Raw genomic sequence first — 20,293 nt, forward strand, 5'->3', positions numbered from 1 at the left:
TTCGCCCATCATTAAAGCACCTTTCCGTTTTTTTCACAGACAGGATCCTGTCCCTCCGTCATGGTCACCAGATAGCCCTCTTTCCCAAAGTTAAGCGCAAGAACTCTGCAGTTTTCATCATAAAATATCTGGATAAATACTGCATTTCCAGGTACGTTGCTTTCAAAATTGTTTTTCATATTTACCTTCAGAGACTGCCCCTGTATCGGAACACTGGCATTGCCAAACTGATACTGGGGATTCGTCTTGTCGGTGCTTTCCAGGTAGATCAGTACCTGCTGGCCAATCATCTGGCTGGCAGTCAAATTTTTTGTATGCCACTTCTTCAGTTCATCCGAAAGTGTCGAATTTGATATTCTGCCAAGGTTTTTATATTTTATTCCATTGATGGTACATGAATTTGTCATAGACTTCTGCATCGCTGTGTCATTGATATGCAGTCCGTAATACTCAGAAGCCGCTGCCTGCGCGGCAGTCCAGATGCCTTTTGCTTCTGCCGTCACTTTCTTTTCTTTGGCTCTGTCTATGTATCCAGTCAAAGCCGGCACAAGCAAGGCTGCAAGAATTGCCAGAATAACCAATACAACAATAAGCTCCACTAAGGTAAAACCCTGTTTATTTTTTTGAAACTTCATCTTTATCATTCCCCTTGTATATTCTGCGATACTTCATATCGTTTTTCTGTGAATTTCACTGCGTTTATATGATGATACGCAATGTCTATATGGATTATAGCATATTGTGTTTTGCTTTAGTAGGGGAACTTTTTCACACAACAAATCAGCGGGCATCAACTCTACTTACATTGATACCCGCTGCTAAACTATGCTGTCCATTGGACTAATACCTCATTTCTTTATTCTGTTTTCAGTTTCTTTTATTTCTTTTTATTTTAAAGTCTCATTGACTTTTTCCGTTCGATTTCTTCTGTTTTCGGTTTTTGTTTTTCGATCTTCTGTAAAGTTCATTTATACCGGTTTGCTTTTTCTTCCTTCTTTCTCATCCGGCTTTTTCTTCTTTTTTACCGATTCTCATCGAACGATTGATTTACGGTTACCTTTTTCCTGCCTTCCGTAATTCTGCTTTTGATTAAGATTGACATCTTTCTGAAAGCTTTCTTAGGAAGTCCCTCTTAAGTCTTCGGCGGTCCGTACCTCTCTTTTCTCAGATTATGGGGTGATTCGTTAAGTTCCTGTTGGACTGTACCTCCTTTTCTTAGATTACTCGTTCTCTATGTTAAATATAACTGGGTTATATTTAAGAAGATAGTTGAGTTGTTTTTCGCTCCTTTTCTTGTGGAGCTTTTGTTTTGTTTTTTTGTGTTCCTTATCTTTAATTGTATTATAGCGGTACTTCTTCTATTTGTCAATACATATTTTTAATTTATTTTAATTATTTTCTTCTATTATTGTTTTATTTGTGTGAATATTTTTTAATTTTCTGACAAATAAGAAGAATAGGTCAGCACTAAATGGCAAAAACGCCGGAGAGATGCCGCTCTCTGGCGTTTGTTTTGTGCCTTTTCGAACTATTTCTATCATTTTCCTGTCATTACTGCACTACAGGTATCACAGAAATTCGGGTATTTCTGCTTGCTCCTCATCTGTTCACACATTATAGCTTCCCGCAGCTGTACTGCCGGAGTGCCCAGTCCAATTAGTGTGGAATGTCTCGCCTCTCGGGCAGTCAATCCGTTCATAGCAATGTGCTCCGAAATAATCTCTCTGAGCCTGTAATAAATTTGCCGGCAGTTTTTCACAGGTGTAACTGTCAAACCAAAACAATGCAGCGCTCATAGCCGGCAGCGGAATACCGTTTGCAGCACCGGCAGCCACTACTTTTCTCCACGATTTCAACGAAGTCTCAATTGCCTTTTTGAAATATGGATCCAGAATCAAATTTGCCAAATCCGGATTTCTGTCATAGGCGTCCTTTATTTTTCCGAGAAAAGCGCTTCGGATAATACATCCCCCTCTCCAGATTAATGCGATGTTTCCATAATCCAGTTTCCAACCGTAATGCTCAGCCGCCTCCTTCATCAAGGAATATCCCTGAGCATAGGAAATTATTTTTGCAGCGTAAAGGGCCTTCTTAATATCTTCGATAAAAATTCCCCTATCCCCTGTAAGTTTTTCAATTTTTTTCGCATATGCGGAAGAAGCCTCTATTCGTTCTTCTCTGCGGGCAGCTACACAGCGCGCGGATACCGCCTCACTGATTAATGTCAGCGGAACCCCCTCCTCCAGGGCAATCTCACTGGTCCATTTTCCGGTTCCCTTCTGCCCCGCCGTGTCCAGAATCTGGTCTACCACCGGTTTTCCTTCCTGATCCCGAAACTTTAAGATATCCCTTGTTATTTCTATCAGATAACTTTTCAATTCCGTTTCGTTCCAGTCTGCAAATACTTCATACATCTCATCCGGAGTCATTCCAAGCCCATCTCTCATAAGCTGATATGCCTCACATATCAGCTGCATATCACCGTACTCAATTCCATTATGAACCATTTTCACAAAATGCCCCGCACCATCGCCTCCAATCCATTCACAGCAAGGGATATTTCCATCCACTTTTGCGCTAATCGCCATAAAAACAGGTTTTACTGTTTCCCAAGCCTTTGCGTCACCGCCTGGCATCAGACAGGGACCTTTTAATGCGCCCTCTTCGCCGCCAGACACACCGGTTCCAATATAATGTATCCCTTTTTCAGCAAGAGCTCCGGATCTACGAATCGTATCTTTAAAGTAGGAATTGCCTCCGTCGATAATCACATCTCCTTCTTCTAAGACTGTAAGCAACTGCCCGATCATATGATCTACTGCTTCACCGGCACGAATCATCAGCATAATTTTTCTTGGCCGCTTTAAGGCAGCTGCCAGTTCTTCCACGCTTGTACATCCAATGATATTTTTTCCTTTTCCCCTTCCGTTTACAAAATTCTCTACTTTTTCAATACTGCGATTGTAGACTGCCACAGTGAATCCTTTCGATTCCATATTCATCACCAAATTTTCTCCCATTACTGCCAGCCCAATCAATCCAATATCCGCTTTTTCCATATCTATTCCCTCTTTCAGCTATTTTATATATTTTTAAAAGAGACTGCTATTTTTAACAGTCTCTTTTTCCCATTTCCATGTACTGCTTTCGTTTAAAAGATTCCTATAAATGATCCAATCATGCAGATTACGATCATAATGATACAGATCAAGCCAAAATTACTTGTTTTTTTCATCAAACCACGAACTCCAAAAATCGCTGCCAGCGGAAGAAGTCCCGGAACGATAGAGTCCAATGCCTCCTGAATCACAATGGGATCCTGTCCGGAAAATGTAATCTCAAGCGGCGTTGATAAGGATACATAAGATGCGCCCAGCGCTCCCATCATAAACAGACCCAGAGCTCCTGCCAGCAGAATTACCTGCTGGAAAATGCTGCTGCCCAGCAACTTGGAAAATGTTCTTTTTCCAAGTCTGTATCCAGTGTTAAACATAAATCGTCCTTCATAATAAAGTCCTATTACAAATAATACCGCAATCAGGGCTCCTATCCAACTTCCCTTTAACGCCATATCGCACGCAAGTCCTAAAAAGATCGGCTTAAATACAGTCCAGTCCAAAGCATCGCCGATACCGGCAATGGGTCCCATCAGTCCCACTTTAATACTGGTAATCGCCTCGTCCTTTTCATCCTCCGGTTCTCCCATCATGGATTCCTCCATGGAAAGTGTGGCGCCTACAACAGATGCACCAATCAATGCCTCCGTATTAAACAACTGGCTTTCTCTCTTTAACGCTCTCTTTAATCCCTCTTTATCATCACCATAGAGTTTCTTCAGAGGATCACAGAATGCCCGGCAAAGAGCCATTCCCTGCATTCTTTCAAAAGAGTGTCCGGACTCAGCCCACATGTGCCAGTTAAAATACGCTTTACGTAAATCTTTTTTTGTTAAAACGGACGTCTGTACATTGTTATCTTTTCCATCTGCCATTATATTTTCCTCCTTTTCTTACAGTTCATCGTCATCATCCATAACTGCTGTCTGCGGCTTCATGGAATTTGCATACAAAAGAACAGCCACAACGCAAAAACCGATAATTGCCGCACCCATAACGCTCAGACCAAGCAGCTGAACCAGGAAATAGCCAAGTATAAATACGGATGTCAATTTAGGCTGATTGATTATTTTCATTGTAACAGCAATACCAATAGCCGGAAGTATACCACCAGCCACATTCAGTCCTGTAAGAAGCCATGCAGGTGTCGCATTCAGAATTGTATCTACTAAGGATGAACCGAAAAATACTGTCAAAAAAGCAACCGGAGCAGATATAATAAACATTGTCGCTGCAGCTAACCACGTCGTTCTCTTGATGCCTTCTATATTTCCTTCTTCTGCATATTTGTCAACCATGTGCGGGAAAATATTAGCAATCGTATAACATACCGGTGTATAAAATTCTCCAATTAATCCCATCGCAATCGCAAGAGTCAATGCTGTTCCCGTATCCATATGATTAATCAGTGCAATCGATATGGTCACACTACCCGCAAACGCAATATCTGAAGGTTCTACGCCTCCTGATGCGACCATACTGATAGTCAGAAGTGTAATTCCACCACCCAGAATCATACCCGTTGTCACATCACCCGCAAGAAGTCCCAGTATGAACCCCTGTATCAGGGCTGAATACCATAAAATACATGTTGGTGCATAAAACAGCTGTGTCCAGCAAAATCCATACAATAAAGCTGCTGCAATTGCAAGTTTCAAAGTCATAAGAATACCTCCCCGCTCCTATCGTTTTCTTTTGTCCATAACTCCTTCAAATTCAAGCTTTCGATCACTTGGTGTCCCTTGAATATAAATCTTCTGCCCCGCGTCATGCATTTCTTTCAACAGTTCGAAATCTCTGTCTGTTACAAAAATATAATCACATAATGCATATGTTTTGTCAGTTCTCGGGCAATTACCCAACTGCAGGCTATCCACTTTCAGACCCTGGCGGATAGCTTCTGCCGCTCCCTCTATGGACTTAAACAAAACAAGAATCTTTTCCGTCCCGTATTTTCCCGCATTCAGATTATCGATAAATTTCTGCGGCGGCAAAATACTCATTTTATAATTTTTCGGTGCTGCCAGCTTGTAAATCATCTTCATATCTGCATCCTTTGCAATCCCCGCATCAATGATCGCAAGCCTGTCCGGCATTACCTCCTTGCTCCAGTACACCACGATCTGTCCATGTACAAGCCGATTATCCACTCTCGCCAGTACAATATTATTCATGTGTTTATCACCTCCTGTTATGATTCGTCATCCTCTTCCGCCATTTCCGGGTAAAGCTCCTGAATTCCTTCATTTCCTTCCAGCATTGCGGCTCGGACAATTTCCGCTTTATCCGCCCCACTTCTTCTGCTTTCTACGGCAGAAAGTATCATAGGTACGCTGAAGCCAAGGGCTCCGAAGATCTGAATCCCGTTTTTCATCGAGAATATGCGTAATTGATTACAGGGAGTCCCTCCGTTAAAATCTACAAAAAATATACAATTCCCCTGAAATGCCTGGTATAACTTTTCAATCTGTGCATACATCTCTTGTGGAGCATCACCAGTATCCAGTGTAACCGCCGCCATGTTTTTCTGTCTGGAATAAATTAACTGAACACTGTCCAGAACCCCTATGGATGCCATACCATGGCTGAGCAGTATCAGCCCTGGCATTCCAGGTTCTATCTGCTCCCAATCCATTTCTACCCTCACCTTTCTTCTCTCCTTTCCAGTTTTGATTTCGGGAATCATCTTCCTCTGTCTTATATCATGCAAATATCATGCCATTTTTTCATTTTTCCGGAATTACAATCAGGAAATAATATACTTCCATGTCATCCAACTGCAATTTCAATTCATCACAGGCAGCTTTAAGAATTTGACTCAGCCACCGAAATTTTTCTGTACTTTTCTCTGATTCATCCAGAAACTGCAACATCGGTTCCAGTTTTTCCCTAACAGCCAACCGTTCAAACATGGCTATCACATGAATATAAACGCGTACCGCAAAATCCGCCTCCGGTTTCTTCTCATATCGCTCCATAATTTTTTCCAGTACGTATCTGGCCTGCTCCGCCGCTTTCTTTTCATCCAGTGAAGGTGCAATATTATGTATATTTCTGTCCACAAGAATCAGACGTTCCTTCATATCCAGCGCTATTTCCGGTTCTTTTTTTTGCTCCTTTCCAAAATCCCGCAGATAAAAGAGAATACGCCGAATACCTTCAGATGAAAAAACGGAATCCAGACCTACAAACGGCACTCCCGGTAGCTGCGGATCCAGAAAACCCACAACCAGTCTCAGTCGATTACCAAGCTTCCGCGCTATGGACGGCAAATCACTGGTAATTCCAAGCGGAATAATATCTGCCATTTTACTGATATCCGGATTTTCGAGAAGAAGACGTCTGGTAATTTTGGCGCTGCCTGTTCCCGTGATACAATATGCGATAATAACACTTTTTTTCTCCGGAATTTCCGATGATTGTTTTCCAAAAAGACTTTCCACATAGTTACGATATTCTACAAACCCTTGCCTGGAAATTTCTTCCACATTCATTTTGTCCTGACTAATCCATTTGCAGATTTCCAAAAGTAATGCAGTATTTACGGCCGGAAGGATTCTGCATTCAACTCCGCTCCATTCAGAAAGCTCTGCTTCTCTCGCCAACAGTAAATTAATATCTGTGCAGAGTATCACGCCTTTTCCGGAATTTGCCCGATTTATCGCTGAAATTAATTCTTTTTTAAACTCTGAAAAGCTTTTGTCCAGGGAAAAATCTACAGCCGCAACCGGTGTATCCGGCAAAAGCTGCCCTGCCAGATCTGCCTGTGATGAAGCCACCTGTTCTCCATATGCTGCTACCAGAAGTCCAACTTTCCCCTGTTCTTCATGGTGCTGTGCCAGTAAAAAGGAGATCGTTGCCGCTTCACCTTTTGTAATTTCAATCTTCAGGCTTTTCCTCAGCCATTCCGTATGCTGTTCGACAAACCTTCTTTCCCGATTATATTTTTCTTCCATCAGGTGATCAGCCTGTTCCATCAGTCCCCGCCCCACTCTTGCGTAGGATATAATTTGCTGTAAGAAAAATGCAAGAGAATTCTCTACATTTTTCGTATAGGACACGTTGAACTTTTCCGAAGCATCAGCCAGCAATTCTTCTGCCGCCTCATAGATATCCGGTGACACATAATGAAACAGGGCTTTCCTGGCTTCCTCCACCGTTTCTTTTCCATTCAGAGTTTCCAGATAAGCAGACTCCTGCAGCGCCGGTTCCGATATCTCTGCTATGATCTGCTTTGGATCGTACAGTTTTCCCTCTTTCGGTATCACTTCCTCCAGCATTTCCCGCAGCTCCGGTTTTACCTGTATGGTACGGCTCCCTCTGGATATAATTCTGCTGTTTACATAGATCGGCTCTTCCTTTTGTTTCCCGTTTTTTTCCAGATACCCATAGGCGCAGGTCAGTAAAACCTCATTTTTCAAGTCCCCGATATTACCGTCGCTTTCGAACAGCACCAGGTATTCCAATACATTTTTCGATACATGAATCGGAATACCGGTTCGCCGTGCCTCCTGCATGAAGAATTGAGACACCAATAAAAAACGTTCCCGAATCGGACGTTCTTCCAATGTGGGCAGCTGGATTGCCACCGGAATTCTTCTTTTAAATGTTTTCAGCAATGCACTTTGTGGGTCTTCTGTGGTTGCACCAAGGATCATTACACTTACATGATGATTCTGAATACCACCAAGTCTCCGGAACTCCCCATGATCAATCACAGAAAACAATATTTCCTGACCTGTCGGACTTAATCTGTGTATCTCATCCAAAAAGAGAATTCCTTCATCAGCCTGATCGATTAATCCTTCTTTTTCAAAATCTGCTCCCGTAAATGCTCCTTTTTCATGTCCGAACAGCTGGGACAGCAGCAGCTGCGGATTGTCTGCATATTCCGCACAGTTCAATGACACAAATGGAATATTTTTTCCACGTTCCTTTACCGAATACTTCCAAATTTCTCTGGCAAGCATCGTTTTTCCTACACCTGTGGCTCCAAGAAGTAAAGTATGCAATCCATAGGGAGGATAGCACACCGCAGCTTTGGCAAGCTGAATCTGCACAGCCAGGCTTCCTGAGTTTCCAATAATACAGGAGAACGGCTCCTCCTTGTTTTCTTTTTCATTATCCGGTTCTATAAAATATCGAATGGGAGATCTGCCTTTTTTTATCAGTTTTCCTTCTTTTACAAGCCTGGCTAATAACTCTGCTGCTTCCTGCTGCCAAATTCCAAGCTTTTCTGCAGCTGTCCTTGCATCTATTCCCTTTTCTCCGGCTATTTCCACTAATTCCAATATTTCACGTTCAGACATCCCAGTTCCTATCCTTTCGTATTTTGTCCCAGTTTACATACCTAAGCTCATTTCTTTCATTTCGATATTTATTTATCGTCCGTCGTGAAATCCGTATTCCCTGTTTCTCCAGCAGTTCTGCCAGGCGGTTATCACTGAATTTTTCTTCCTTATGCTTTTTATAAAAAATTTGTAAGGCTGCCTTTACAGCCATGGCCGAAACTTCCCTTCCATCCTCTGTTGTCAGACAGGAGGAAAACAACATCTTCAACGGGAAAATTCCAAACTCCGTTTCAATATATTTATCCTGCACACATCGGCTTACTGTCGATATGCCAATTTTCATCCGTTGAGCTAATGTTTTTAATGTCATCGGTTTTAACCACAGAGGACCGTATCTGAAAAAATCTTCCTGAAAAACAGCAAGACATTCTGCCAGATTCTGAAGCGTCTGATCTCTGAGTTTCAGATTTTCTATCATCTCCCTTGCATTACTGCGGCATTTTCTTACATAAGCTACGGTTTCCGTATCCTCTCTCATCTCTGATAAGTTTTTCAGATACTGTTCATTTACCCTGAGCATCTCATGTGCTCTCACATTTAATGTACATACCAGTCGGTCTTCCCTGCATAAAATACTGATTTCCGGATAGATCAGCACTGCTTCCGCTTTTCTGTTTTCAAGGTTCACCGGATACGGTTCAAGTCCTCGGATATACGCAACGATCCCATCTGCCTGTTCCGAAGAAATTTTATATTCTTTCTGCAGTTGTATTTGATGTCTTCCATCTGCCCATTCCAGGTGTTCTTCTATTATTTTTTTTATAAGTCCGCCATCCTCCAGTCCCTCGTCCACTTGAAGCTGCAGACATTCTATCAGATTTTTTGCCCCGATGCCCTTCGGTTTTATACTCTGGACTGCTGACTTTCCTTTTTCAACCGCCTCATCTGACAAACCCAACCGGATACACAGTTCTTCTTTTCCTCCACGCCAGTATCCATATTCATCCAATTCTTCAAGAATCGCCAATGCTGCTTTCTGCACATCCGGCTCTAATTTCATCATCAATATTTCCAGCCGTATCATTTCTTCTTCTGATTCAAAAGATTCCGGATCTCGAATTTGATATCCCTCGCTTTCCGTTCTACTGTATACCCTATCTTCCATATCATGGATACTGAACGATATTTCTTCAGGATTTCCCTCGATTTCCAAAAGTGGATTTTCCAGTACTGCCTTCCGTAAAAAAGGAAGCAACGACACATACGGCATAGTAAGAAGCTGAATGCTGTGCATCACTCCTGGTGCCAGACTTTGCCGAAAGGTCTGAGATGATTTCATATACAGTTCCTGTTTCATCCGCTTTTTCCTCCCTTATTGATACTTAAAATACTCTTTTCCGTACAAGGATTTTAAGCGCTCCTGAAGTTCCTCTTTTGCTTTCACCAGTAATTCCGGCTGTGTCATCAATTCTACTGCTGTCGCGGCCAGAGTTTCTGCTCCCAGTAAACACATATGCTCTCCTGCCGGTGTAAGCACATGCTCTCTGAATTCCGGTGTGTGCAATGAGATCTTACGTTCTGGCAGCACTGTCAAATGCGGATTAATCGCCGGAATTACATGACTTACATCTCCCAGATCTTCTCCGCCTGTATCATCCGGCATTCCTTCCATCATAGGTTCTCCCCACGCCAGACAGTTTTCTCTGAATACCTCACCGATTACTCCATTCGGAATCCTGTTTTTTGAACTTTCCTTCCGCTCAAACCTCAATTCACATCCGGTTCCCACAGCCCCACATTTAAAACATTGTTCTATTCGTTTTGCTGCTTCTTCCAGCATAAAAATGTCAGGAGCTGAAATATCACAACCCAGCTTTGCATACGCAGAAATGGTTCCTTCATGCTGCATTCCATCCTTTACATAAGCATTTATCCGAACGCCGTCGCGAAGCATCTGTCTCGCACATCCCAGGGCGCTGAAAAAGAGCAGCGCCGCATCCTGAGCATTGATCCCCTCCCAGGGTCTGCTGCCGCTATGAGCCGATTTTCCTATGTATTCACACTGATAGGTTAAATAAGCATAATTTCCGCCTGCCACCCTCGACATGGCAGAGGTCGGATGCACTGCCATAGCTGCATCTACTTGATCCAGGCAACCTTTTTTCAGCAACGTGATCTTTCCACCGGTAAATTCTTCATCCGGCGCTCCTACAATCATCAGCTTACCCCGAATATCCATTTCTTCCATGGTTCTCTTTGCCGCGGCTGCAGCGCCCATCGTTGCTGCAGCTATCAAATTATGCCCACAGGCATGCTCCAGACCATCCGGCAGACAATCATATTCACTGAATAATGCAATACAGGGGCCTTCTCCCCTCTGATAATTTCCTATAAATGCCGTATCCAGATTTCCTGCACTGCGCTCCACACAAAATCCCTCTTTTCCCAGAAATTCACACTGCACTGCAGCTGCTTTATATTCCTTCATCCCGACTTCCGGATTTTGAAAAATGTACTCGCTGATATTCCACATTTCTTTCCATATTCCATTTACATAGTTCTCCACACATTCTCTTATCGCTTTCTTGTCCATTTTTTCTCGCTCCCTCATACTGTCTGCTCCGATTTTTCCAGTTCCGGAATGACCTCCACATAAATCTGGTCAAACTTCTTATTCAGGCTTTCCAATACCTTTTTTCTTATCATCTTAAAATCGTGGACACAGATGATATCATCTTTTCCTTTCACATAAATTTCCACCCAGGTTTTCCGTCCGGTCTGAATCACATCCAGAAAAGCCAGCTGATAACTGAAATCAGCCATGGCTTTTTCCACTGCCATGCGAATTTCTTCCATAACCTCTTCTTTCGGAGCAAAAAGAATTAATTCCTTCAGGTTCCTTTTGATTTCCACCAATGGTTCTTTCAACATAAAGACAGCTATCGTAATTGCCACACCCGAATCTATGTAAGGAATGATAAATCCGGCCTGCGTATTTACCAGAACCAACTGTGCCGCAAACGCACATAATATACTGCAGGTGCTGATAATATCTACTTTCCACATATATAATTCCGACTTGATAATCATAGAGGAATACTTTTCACTGAAGTGCCTCAGCAGTAAAAAAATAAAGACACTGAATACACTCAGAATAAACTCGAAAACCACTACTACACCTGCATTAATGATATGTCCGCCTGCTATTATCACTTTGACATTTTCCCAAATCAAATTTATAATGACTGCGAACAAAACTCCATATTTAATGCACACAAACAACGATTCTACCTGTGCAAACCCATACGGTCTTTCTTCTGAAACCGGTTTATACAAATACGGTATCAGCGCAAGCAACGGACACATCATCAATAAATCAAAGCATGCAAACACACAATCCATCAGAATTGTCTTAGAATGCAGATAATATGCCATGATTCCTTCTGCCACAGCCACAAGAATACTTGCGACAAGTGATACTCTCATAATTCCTTTTTCAATTTTCATTTTTGTTGCTTCTTTTTCATTCCTCATAAATCCTCCATTGTCTACAAGAAATAATCTGATATAGTTCCTACCAAGATCCATGCAAAAATCATACCAGTTCAATTATTTTACTCCTAATTTTCTGCAATTCAAAGTCCTATTTGATACATTATTAAGAGAGTTAAAAGAAAACACTGTTTCCTTTTGAACTTAAAAAGACGTGTTATGGCACGATTTAAAGCCGTTACCATAACACGTCTCATCTTTTTGTTTGTTTTTCCGCTTAATTCTCATTCGATCGCTCGCCGGTTATGGAGTACTCTACCCACTCCGCAATGTTCGTGGCGTGGTCGCCGATCCGCTCATAATACTTGGTGATCATGAACAGATCAAGCACCTCCTCGCCCTTGCTGCTGCCGTCACGGATGGCGTCCAGGATTTCCCCTCTTACCTTTAAAAACAGTCCGTCCACAATATCATCATCCCGGATGACATGGCGGGCCAGCTCCAGATCTCCGTCCACGTAAGCGTTGACGCTGTCTGTGACCATTTTCATGGCTGCCACGCCCATCTTGCACACATGGAGAAACTTATCCGGAAGCTTCTCATTCATATCAAGGACAATATCCGCGATATCTGCCGCCTGGTCGCCGATACGTTCCATATCCGTCACCATTTTCAGGGCCGCGGAAACTCGGCGGAGATCCCCTGCCACCGGCTGCTGATGGAGAATCAGCTTCATACAGAGACTCTCAATGTCACGCTCCTGACGGTTGATGATGGCGTCATTCTTCATAATTTCCTCTGCCAGCTGCAAATCGCCGTCTGTCAGCGCCTTTGTAGCATTAGAAATGGCCTTTTCGCACAGACCGCCCATGGCGATCATCTGTGTATGCAGCTCATTCAGCTGTTCTTCATAAAAATCTCTCATAACATCAACCAAACCTTCCTGAAATATAGTTTTCGGTACGGGTATCCTTCGGCATGGAGAAGATCTGATCCGTGTTGCCGTACTCAATCACCTCACCCAGCAGGAAGAATGCCGTCTTGTCAGAGATACGCGCCGCCTGCTGCATGTTGTGGGTTACCATCACGATCGTAAAGCTCTTCTTCAGTTCCATACACAGGTCCTCGATCTTAGAGGTGGAAATCGGATCCAGCGCGGAGGTCGGCTCGTCCATCAGCAGAATCTCCGGCTTCACGGCCAGAGCCCTGGCGATACAGAGACGCTGCTGTTGTCCGCCGGACATACCCAGGGCGCTCTTTTTCAGACGATCCTTAGTCTCGTCCCAGATGGCTGCGTTCCGCAGGGATTCCTCTACGATTTCGTCCAGCTTCGCTTTATTCCGGATTCCGTGGGTCCGGGGACCATAGGCAATATTGTCATAGATACTCATGGGAAACGGATTCGGCTTCTGAAATACCATGCCCACTCTCCGGCGCAGGTCATTCACGTCCATTCCCTTGTAGATGTCCTGTCCGTTTAAGGTTACCTTTCCGGTAATCTTACAGCCGGCCACCATATCATTCATACGGTTCAGGGATTTGAGGAAGGTGGATTTGCCGCAGCCGGAGGGGCCGATAAATGCGGTAATCTCATTTTTCTCAATCTCCATATTTACATTTTTGAGCGCCTGAAAATCCCCGTAGAACAGATCCAGATGTTCAATCTTCATAATACCCATTTCTATTCTCCTGTCTTCTTCGCCAGCTTCTTTGCAATAAAGCCTGAAAACGCGTTAATTCCGATGACAATTACCAGCAGCACTACGGCTGTGGCAGAGGCCTGATCCACATGAAGGGCCTCGCTGGTCAGCACGTACATATGTAAAGCCAGGGTCCGTCCGGATTCCATGGCTCCCGCATACTTGGCCACCGTTCCGGAGGTATACATCAGCGCCGCCGTCTCGCCCACGATACGGCCGATTCCCAGGATCACACCTGCCAGGATACCCGGAATCGCGCTGGGCAGTACCACCTGAAAGACGGTCCGGAGCTTTCCGGCTCCCAGTCCGAAGCTTCCCTCCCGGTAGGAATCCGGTACGGCAATCAACGCTTCCTCCGTGGTCCGCATAATCAGAGGAAGAATCATGATCGCCAGAGTGAAGGCTCCGGCCAGCATGGAATAACCCCATTTCAGCTTAGTTACAAAGAACAGCATGCCGAAAAGGCCGTATACGATGGATGGGATACCGGACAGTGTCTCTGCGGTTACCCGGACGATACCCACGAATTTATTTCCTTTTTTCGCGTATTCCACCAGATAAATGGCAGAAAAGATACCCACGGGAACCGCCAGAATCAGCGCCAGGAAAATCATTTCGATGGTGTTGAACAGGGCCGGCATCAGGGATACGTTATCCGAGGTGTAATGCAGGGAGAACAGCTCCGGAGTCAGATAGGGTACGCCCCGAATCAGAATGTAGGCTATCAGGAAAATCAGTACGGCAAAGGTCACGCATGCTGCCAGCACTACCAGCAGGAACAGAATCAGGGAACCCGGATGCTTTTGCAGGGCATGGAGCTTATCGCCTGCCGTCTGCTTATTAATTGCTTCCATTTCCGCCCCTCCTTAACAGTGATACGCTTACGTTGATAATCAGAATAAATACAAAGAGCACAACCGCTGTGGCAATCAGAGCCTCCCGGTGCAGGTCTGTGGCGTAGCCCATCTCGATGACGATATTGGCCGTCATGGTACGGACGCCCTTAAACAGGCTCTCCGGCATCTTGGTCTGATTTCCGGCTACCATGATAACTGCCATGGTCTCGCCGATGGCCCGGCCGATTCCCAGTACAATTCCGGTCAGCACACCGGATTTTGCCGCCGGTACGATAACCGTAAATACGCTCCGCTCCTTGGTTGCTCCCAGTGCCAATGCTCCCTCATGGTACATGGCCGGTACGCTCCGAAGAGCTGTTTCCGTGGTTCCGATGATGGTTGGCAGAATCATGATACCCAGAAGAATGCATGCGGTCAGCATGACATTTCCCTTGCAATGGGGAATCTGCCGGAGCAGGGGAACCAGAACCATCATGCCGAAAAAGCCGTACACGACTGACGGGATTCCGGCCAGCAGCTCGGTGGCTGCCTTCAGGGGACGGTAGATTTTCTTCGGGCAGTAGTACGCCATGAAAATCGAGGTCAGGATTCCGATGGGAACTCCGATGAGAATTGCTCCCGCTGTCACGTAGATGCTGCCCAGGATAAAGGGCAGGATTCCGAAAATGTTGTTGCCCGGTTTCCATCTGGTTCCCAACAGGAACTCCATCGGCCCGATTTTTCCGATGGCCGGAAGTCCGTTGGCAAATAAAAATACACAAATGAGTATTACTGCCAGGATAGAGGTGCAGGCGGCTATGAAGAACACCGCCTGCATAAATACTTCCTTGATACGCGCTTTCCAAGCCGCCTGTTTCATATCATTTGCCCTCTTTTGCTTACTCTACCTCGCTCCAGGAAGTAGTCTCGCCTACATAAATGCTCTTTACCTGGTCTTTGGTCAGGTTGTCGATGGGGTTGTTGTTATTCACAACTACCGCGATACCATCCTGTGCGATAACCGTTGCGGTAAGCTTATCAGCCTCTGTGTCCTTCAGCTCTCTGGAAGCCATTCCGATGTCGCATACGCCGTCGATAGCGGAGGTCATACCTGTAGTAGAATCACTGGTCTGTATCTCAATCTTTACGTTGCCATTCAGCTTCATATAAGCCTCTGCCAGCTTCTCCATCACCGGAGATACGGAGGAAGAACCCGCTACTGTCACGCTGCCGCTTGCCTTGCCGCCTGCGAATGCCGGAGCCGCGTCATCAATGGTGATGTATCCCTCATCGCTTACAATCTGCTGTCCCTCTGCGCTCAGGATATAATCGATGAAATCCTGCGCAGCCTCGCTTACTTCGCCCTTGGTCGCGATATTGAAGGGTCTGTATACCTTGTAGCTGTCGCTCTTGATATTTTCTACGGTCGGCTCTACGCCGTCAATCTTCAGTGCCTTTACGGTATCATTCAGGGAACCTAAGGATACGTATCCGATTGCGTAATCATCGCCTGCCACGCCGGTCATCATAACGGAGGTATTGTTGGTGATGGTTGCGTCCTCCGTGGTGTTGTCAATCTTTTCTCCGTTGGCGTCCTTCTCTTCTACACCGAACAGCTCGATGAATGCGCCTCTGGTTCCGGAACCGTCCTCACGGGAATATACGGAGATATCCTCTTCGGTGTCAAAATCTGCTGTTGCTGTATCTGCCGCTGCCGCAGTATCCGCAGCTGCTGTGGTATCTGCGGTCTCAGAGCTTCCGCAGCCTGCCAGCATTGCCGCTGTAAGTGCCATGGTCATCAATAAGCTAACTGTTTTCTTTTTCATAATGTTTTCTCCTTTTCGCCGGGTGAACGTTTCCGGCCTCTTCTCTCTTTTCTTCTCCAGGGCGTTTGATTTCTCTTGTCCGCCCTGTGATTTATATCTTAATCTGCCAATGTAAAGGGCAAAAGCCAGGTTTCGTAAAGTGTCTGTAAAGAGGGTGTAAGGGTTTTTCGTAAAAAAGAATGTGCCACTGGCACATTCTCGCGCCGAGGCGCGGTTGCATTAGCAACCATCTACCACTGCGCCGAGTGCGATAATATTTTTTATGTAATAGGGGTTTCCTATTACATAAAAACGGCCTCCGCGACAGGGAATGCCGCAGGGCCGTTATTTCCTATATTCTTTTGCAATTCGTTTTCAAATGATTAGACGAACTTGTAACCCATACCGCGCACGGTCTGAATATACTGGGGGTGATCCGGATCCTTTTCGATCTTCTTGCGGAGATTCCGCACATGGACGTCTACGGTCCGGGTTTCTCCTGAATATTCATAGCCCCAGATCAGCTCCAGAAGCTGCTCCCGGGTAAATACCCGATTGCGGTGGCTAGCCAGAAGGTAGAGAAGCTCAAATTCCTTCAGAGACAGGAATACCGGCTTTCCTTCCATATAAACCTCCCGGGAGGTATTGTTGATGATCAGGTCTCCCGCTGTGATCTTATCCTCCGGTTCCGACTCGATTTTTTCCAGGGAGCTTCTGCGAAGCAGGGCCTTCACCCGGGCCAGCAGCTCACGGATGCCGAAGGGCTTGCTGATATAATCGTCGGCGCCCATCTCCAGTCCCAGGACCTTGTCAATTTCCTCGCCCTTTGCGGTCAGCATAATCACCGGCATGGCGGACAGGTTTTTGTCTGCCCGCAGATTTTTCAGCACCTCAATCCCGTCCATGCCGGGCAGCATATAATCCAGCAGTACCAGATCCACCTGCATGGTTTTCAGAATCGCCAGTCCCTTTTCTCCGGTCTCTGCCCGTAGAACTTCGTATCCATTTTTTTCCAGATTGTACTCCAACAGATCTAAGATATGTTCCTCATCGTCTATCGTTAATATGACTTTTTTTGCCATGATATCTCCTCTGCAATGCTTCCGTGTCTGCAAAAATTTCTATACTCTTTTTAATACGGCAGCTTCACTGTAAATTCTGTACCTACGCCCGGTTTGCTGGTCACATGAACGGTTCCGTGATACAACTCTACAATATGCTTTACAATGGACAGTCCCAGTCCGGTACCGCCCTGGGCCTTGGAGCGTCCCTTGTCTACCCGGTAGAAGCGTTCGAAAATCCGCTCCAGCTGCTCCTCCTCCATTCCGATACCCGTATCCGAGATTTCCAGCACCAGTTCATTTCCCATGGTGCGGCACCTAACAGTAACGGCGCCGAATTCTGTAGCCTTCAGGCCGTTGTCCACCAGATTGATCAGCAGCTGCTTGAGCCGGTCCCGGTTGCAGTTATAGGGCTTCAGCGTCGGATCCGGCTGGAAAATCAGGCGGACATGCTCCCTGACCTTGGGCTGCAGAAGCTCCACCACCTCGGCGATCACTGCGTTGACGTCGCAGGGCTCCCGGTTGGCGTCCTGCTTGCTCTCAATCTCGGACAACAGCAGAGTATCGCTGATGAGATGGCTCAGCCGCTCTGTCTCAATATCAATGATATCCAGAAATCTGTGGGCCATCTTCGGATCCTCAATGGCTCCGTCCTTCAGGGTTTCCACAAAGCCCCGGATAGAGGTCAGCGGCGTCTTCAGCTCATGGGTCACATTGGACACGAATTCCCGCCGCATATTTTCCACCTTCTTCATGGCCTGCACATATTTCCGGAAATAAGCGCCCAGGAAAAATACCACAACCAGAAGCACCAGGGTTACCAGAACCGTGGAACGGACAAATTCATTATCCATATTTTTCAGTTCACTTAAAGGCAGGGCCACACGCATGACGCCGTGAAAATCGCCGCAGTCCACCGGCACCGCGCAGTAGCAGTAGTCCACATCAAAGGTATCTGATTTCCGGATCAGACTGTTGCTCTGCCCCTCCAGGGCCTTCTGCACCTCTTCCCGGTTCAGATGATTGCTCATCAGATCGCTGGCGCCCTGGGACTCTCCCAGCACGTTGCCTTCGGAATCTATAATGGTGATCCGGATATTGTAGGCTTTCGCGTAATTCTCCGCAAACTGCTCATAGCCGTTTTCCCCGGCCACATCCTCTGCCTGGAACAAATCCCGCAGCATTTCCGCCTGGGTCAGGTAGCTTTTCTCGCTCTGATGCTCCAGATAGCTGAAACCATTTGTCCAAAATGCGTATTCAAACGCGACTAACGCAATCATTGCCGCAATAATATAGCCTACCAGAACCTTCTTTTTCACGCTTATCCTTCTTTCTCGTCTGCCACGTAGCCTACCACATTGTTTGCATGATCCGAAATCCGTTCAATATTGCTGAGCATATCCAGGAAAATGACGCCCCGGGCTGCGGAACATTCATTGTGCGCCAGCCTGTTGATATGCTGGGTTCTGAGATCCTCCTCCAGATCGTCGATCTCGTCCTCAATCTGAACCACCTGCTGCACGTAGGCCATTTTCTCGGTCTCCCGGGCCAGCACCGCCGCCTTCACCGCGTCCACGGTCAGACCTGCGATCTCCTCAAAGCCCTGCATGGCCTCCATGGAGAAATGCAGGCCGTCGCTGATCATGGTTTGGGTCAGCTCCGCCAGATTATCGCAGTGGTCGCTGATCCGCTCCAGATCGCTGACAGTGTAGAACAGATCATTGATGATCAGACGCTGATGATCCGTCAGGGAACCCTTACTGATCTGTGCCAGGTATTCCGTCATTTTTTTCTCGTATTCATTCATATTCTGCTCTAAGCGGACCGCCTTGTCAACCCGTTTCTGGCTGCCGGTCCGAATGGCGTCAAATACAAGCTCCACGTGAGCAATCGCCAGTTCGCCCATGCGGACGGTTTCCTTCAGGGCTCCTTCCACCGCAAAGGACGGAGTCTCCAGAAAGCGGGATTCAATATGGGGAAGCTCGAAGGCCTCCTCCGCCTGCTCCTCCTCCCCGTCGTCCTTCACAATCATTCCGGACAGCTTTACCAGAAGATTGCCGAAGGGATAGAGAAGAAGGGTGTTCGTAATATTAAAGAAGGTATGGAACATGGAAATTCCCACACTGTTGATTTCTGAAGAAGCCCAGGCTCTGTTGACGGTAAAGACCACGAACATCAGAAGGCCGAATACAACTGCGCCGATGGCATTAAAAAGTAAATGGATCACCGCCGCCCGCTTGGCAGTTTTGTGGGCTCCCAGACTGGACAGCAGCGCAGTTACACAGGTACCGATATTCTGTCCCAGGGTAATAAATACCGCCGAGCTCCAGTTGACCAGGCCGTTGGCCGCCAGCGTCTGCAGAATACCCACCGACGCGGAAGAGCTCTGAATCAGAGCCGTAACCGCCAGACCGGCCAGCATGCCTAAGATCGGATTCCGGCCCAATACCCGGAAGGCCTCAGAGAAAATCGGCGCGTCCCGATAAGGGGTAATCGCGCCGGACATGAAATTCAATCCGATGAACAAAACGCCGAAACCGACCAGGATTTCGCTCACATCCACGATTTTTTCCTTTTTGGAAAACAGCATCATGAAGGCGCCGATACCAATCAGAAGCGGTGCGAAAAACTCCGGCTTCAGAAATGCCCCCCATTCGCTCATGGACACCAGCCAGGCTGTCACCGTGGTACCGATATTGGCGCCCATGATGACGCCTACGGCCTGAGTCAGATTCATGAGCCCTGCGTTTACAAAACCGACTACCATAACCGTAGTAGCCGAGCTGCTCTGAATGATAGCAGTCACTCCGGCTCCCACCAGAATTCCCATCAGACGGTTCCTGGTCAGAAACTCCAGTAAATGTTTCATCTTATTACCTGCAGATTTCTGCAGTCCGTCCGCCATGACATTCATGCCGTACAGGAACATACCCAGGCCGCCGATAAAACGAAACAGCATTTCTACATGTTGCATATTGTACTCCCTCCTGAT

18 protein-coding genes are annotated in these 20,293 nt (G+C 46.1%); all 18 read right to left on the reverse strand.

Going from position 1 to position 20,293, the window contains the following annotated elements; all coding sequences use genetic code 11:
• Positions 1-11: 11 nt before the first annotated feature.
• The 18 genes from H8S44_RS00210 to H8S44_RS00295 all read right to left on the reverse strand — a co-directional run bounded on the left by H8S44_RS00210 (position 12) and on the right by H8S44_RS00295 (position 20,275).
• A complete protein-coding gene (locus tag H8S44_RS00210) occupies positions 12-635 on the reverse strand; it encodes a type II secretion system protein (protein ID WP_243167431.1) in 624 nt (207 codons plus the stop codon).
• Positions 636-1,607: 972 nt separating this feature from the next.
• Positions 1,608-3,059 (reverse strand): decarboxylating NADP(+)-dependent phosphogluconate dehydrogenase, encoded by a 1,452-nt coding sequence (gene gnd, locus H8S44_RS00215; protein ID WP_186872959.1) that lies wholly within the window; start codon positions 3,057-3,059, stop codon positions 1,608-1,610.
• Between the two features lie 92 nt (positions 3,060-3,151).
• Positions 3,152-3,991: a PTS system mannose/fructose/sorbose family transporter subunit IID gene (locus H8S44_RS00220; RefSeq protein ID WP_186872958.1), complete on the reverse strand. Its 840-nt coding sequence runs from the start codon at positions 3,989-3,991 to the stop codon at positions 3,152-3,154.
• An 18-nt stretch (positions 3,992-4,009) separates the two neighbouring features.
• Positions 4,010-4,780 (reverse strand): PTS mannose/fructose/sorbose/N-acetylgalactosamine transporter subunit IIC, encoded by a 771-nt coding sequence (locus H8S44_RS00225; RefSeq protein ID WP_186872957.1) that lies wholly within the window; start codon positions 4,778-4,780, stop codon positions 4,010-4,012.
• An 18-nt stretch (positions 4,781-4,798) separates the two neighbouring features.
• Positions 4,799-5,290 carry a PTS sugar transporter subunit IIB gene (locus tag H8S44_RS00230; protein ID WP_186872956.1) on the reverse strand — a complete coding sequence of 164 codons (492 nt, stop codon included), beginning with the start codon at positions 5,288-5,290 and terminating at the stop codon, positions 4,799-4,801.
• Between the two features lie 17 nt (positions 5,291-5,307).
• Positions 5,308-5,802: a PTS sugar transporter subunit IIA gene (locus H8S44_RS00235; RefSeq protein WP_186872955.1), complete on the reverse strand. Its 495-nt coding sequence runs from the start codon at positions 5,800-5,802 to the stop codon at positions 5,308-5,310.
• 40 nt (positions 5,803-5,842) lie between these two features.
• Positions 5,843-8,425: a sigma 54-interacting transcriptional regulator gene (locus H8S44_RS00240; RefSeq protein WP_186872954.1), complete on the reverse strand. Its 2,583-nt coding sequence runs from the start codon at positions 8,423-8,425 to the stop codon at positions 5,843-5,845.
• Entirely contained in the window at positions 8,418-9,764 is a 1,347-nt protein-coding gene (rpoN, locus tag H8S44_RS00245; RefSeq protein WP_186872953.1) for an RNA polymerase factor sigma-54, read from the reverse strand. Before rpoN ends, H8S44_RS00240 begins: the two co-directional genes overlap by 8 nt.
• 15 nt (positions 9,765-9,779) lie before the next feature.
• Positions 9,780-11,000 (reverse strand): M20/M25/M40 family metallo-hydrolase, encoded by a 1,221-nt coding sequence (locus H8S44_RS00250; protein ID WP_186872952.1) that lies wholly within the window; start codon positions 10,998-11,000, stop codon positions 9,780-9,782.
• 14 nt (positions 11,001-11,014) lie between these two features.
• Entirely contained in the window at positions 11,015-12,016 is a 1,002-nt protein-coding gene (locus H8S44_RS00255; RefSeq protein ID WP_243167432.1) for a cation transporter, read from the reverse strand.
• A 160-nt stretch (positions 12,017-12,176) separates the two neighbouring features.
• Positions 12,177-12,824 (reverse strand): phosphate signaling complex protein PhoU, encoded by a 648-nt coding sequence (gene phoU, locus H8S44_RS00260; protein ID WP_186872951.1) that lies wholly within the window; start codon positions 12,822-12,824, stop codon positions 12,177-12,179.
• A gap of 4 nt (positions 12,825-12,828) precedes the next feature.
• A complete protein-coding gene (gene pstB, locus H8S44_RS00265; RefSeq protein ID WP_158364492.1) occupies positions 12,829-13,578 on the reverse strand; it encodes a phosphate ABC transporter ATP-binding protein PstB in 750 nt (249 codons plus the stop codon).
• A 2-nt stretch (positions 13,579-13,580) separates the two neighbouring features.
• Positions 13,581-14,453: a phosphate ABC transporter permease PstA gene (pstA, locus tag H8S44_RS00270; RefSeq protein ID WP_186872950.1), complete on the reverse strand. Its 873-nt coding sequence runs from the start codon at positions 14,451-14,453 to the stop codon at positions 13,581-13,583.
• Positions 14,440-15,315 carry a phosphate ABC transporter permease subunit PstC gene (gene pstC / locus H8S44_RS00275; protein ID WP_186872949.1) on the reverse strand — a complete coding sequence of 292 codons (876 nt, stop codon included), beginning with the start codon at positions 15,313-15,315 and terminating at the stop codon, positions 14,440-14,442. The genes pstA and pstC overlap by 14 nt, the downstream gene beginning before the upstream one ends.
• Positions 15,316-15,334: 19 nt before the next feature.
• On the reverse strand, positions 15,335-16,261 hold the full coding sequence (locus H8S44_RS00280) for a substrate-binding domain-containing protein (protein ID WP_186872948.1): 927 nt from the start codon (positions 16,259-16,261) through the stop codon (positions 15,335-15,337).
• Positions 16,262-16,623: 362 nt separating this feature from the next.
• The gene (locus H8S44_RS00285) at positions 16,624-17,322 is read right to left on the reverse strand and encodes a response regulator transcription factor (RefSeq protein WP_186872947.1); all 699 of its coding nucleotides are present in this window, start codon (positions 17,320-17,322) and stop codon (positions 16,624-16,626) included.
• A gap of 50 nt (positions 17,323-17,372) precedes the next feature.
• Positions 17,373-18,620: a sensor histidine kinase gene (locus H8S44_RS00290; protein WP_186872946.1), complete on the reverse strand. Its 1,248-nt coding sequence runs from the start codon at positions 18,618-18,620 to the stop codon at positions 17,373-17,375.
• A 2-nt stretch (positions 18,621-18,622) separates the two neighbouring features.
• Positions 18,623-20,275: a Na/Pi cotransporter family protein gene (locus H8S44_RS00295; RefSeq protein ID WP_186872945.1), complete on the reverse strand. Its 1,653-nt coding sequence runs from the start codon at positions 20,273-20,275 to the stop codon at positions 18,623-18,625.
• Positions 20,276-20,293: the final 18 nt, after the last annotated feature.

Origin of the sequence: Anaerosacchariphilus hominis (assembly GCF_014290175.1) — a bacterium.
Taxonomy (GTDB): Bacteria; Bacillota; Clostridia; order Lachnospirales; family Lachnospiraceae; genus Laedolimicola; species Laedolimicola hominis.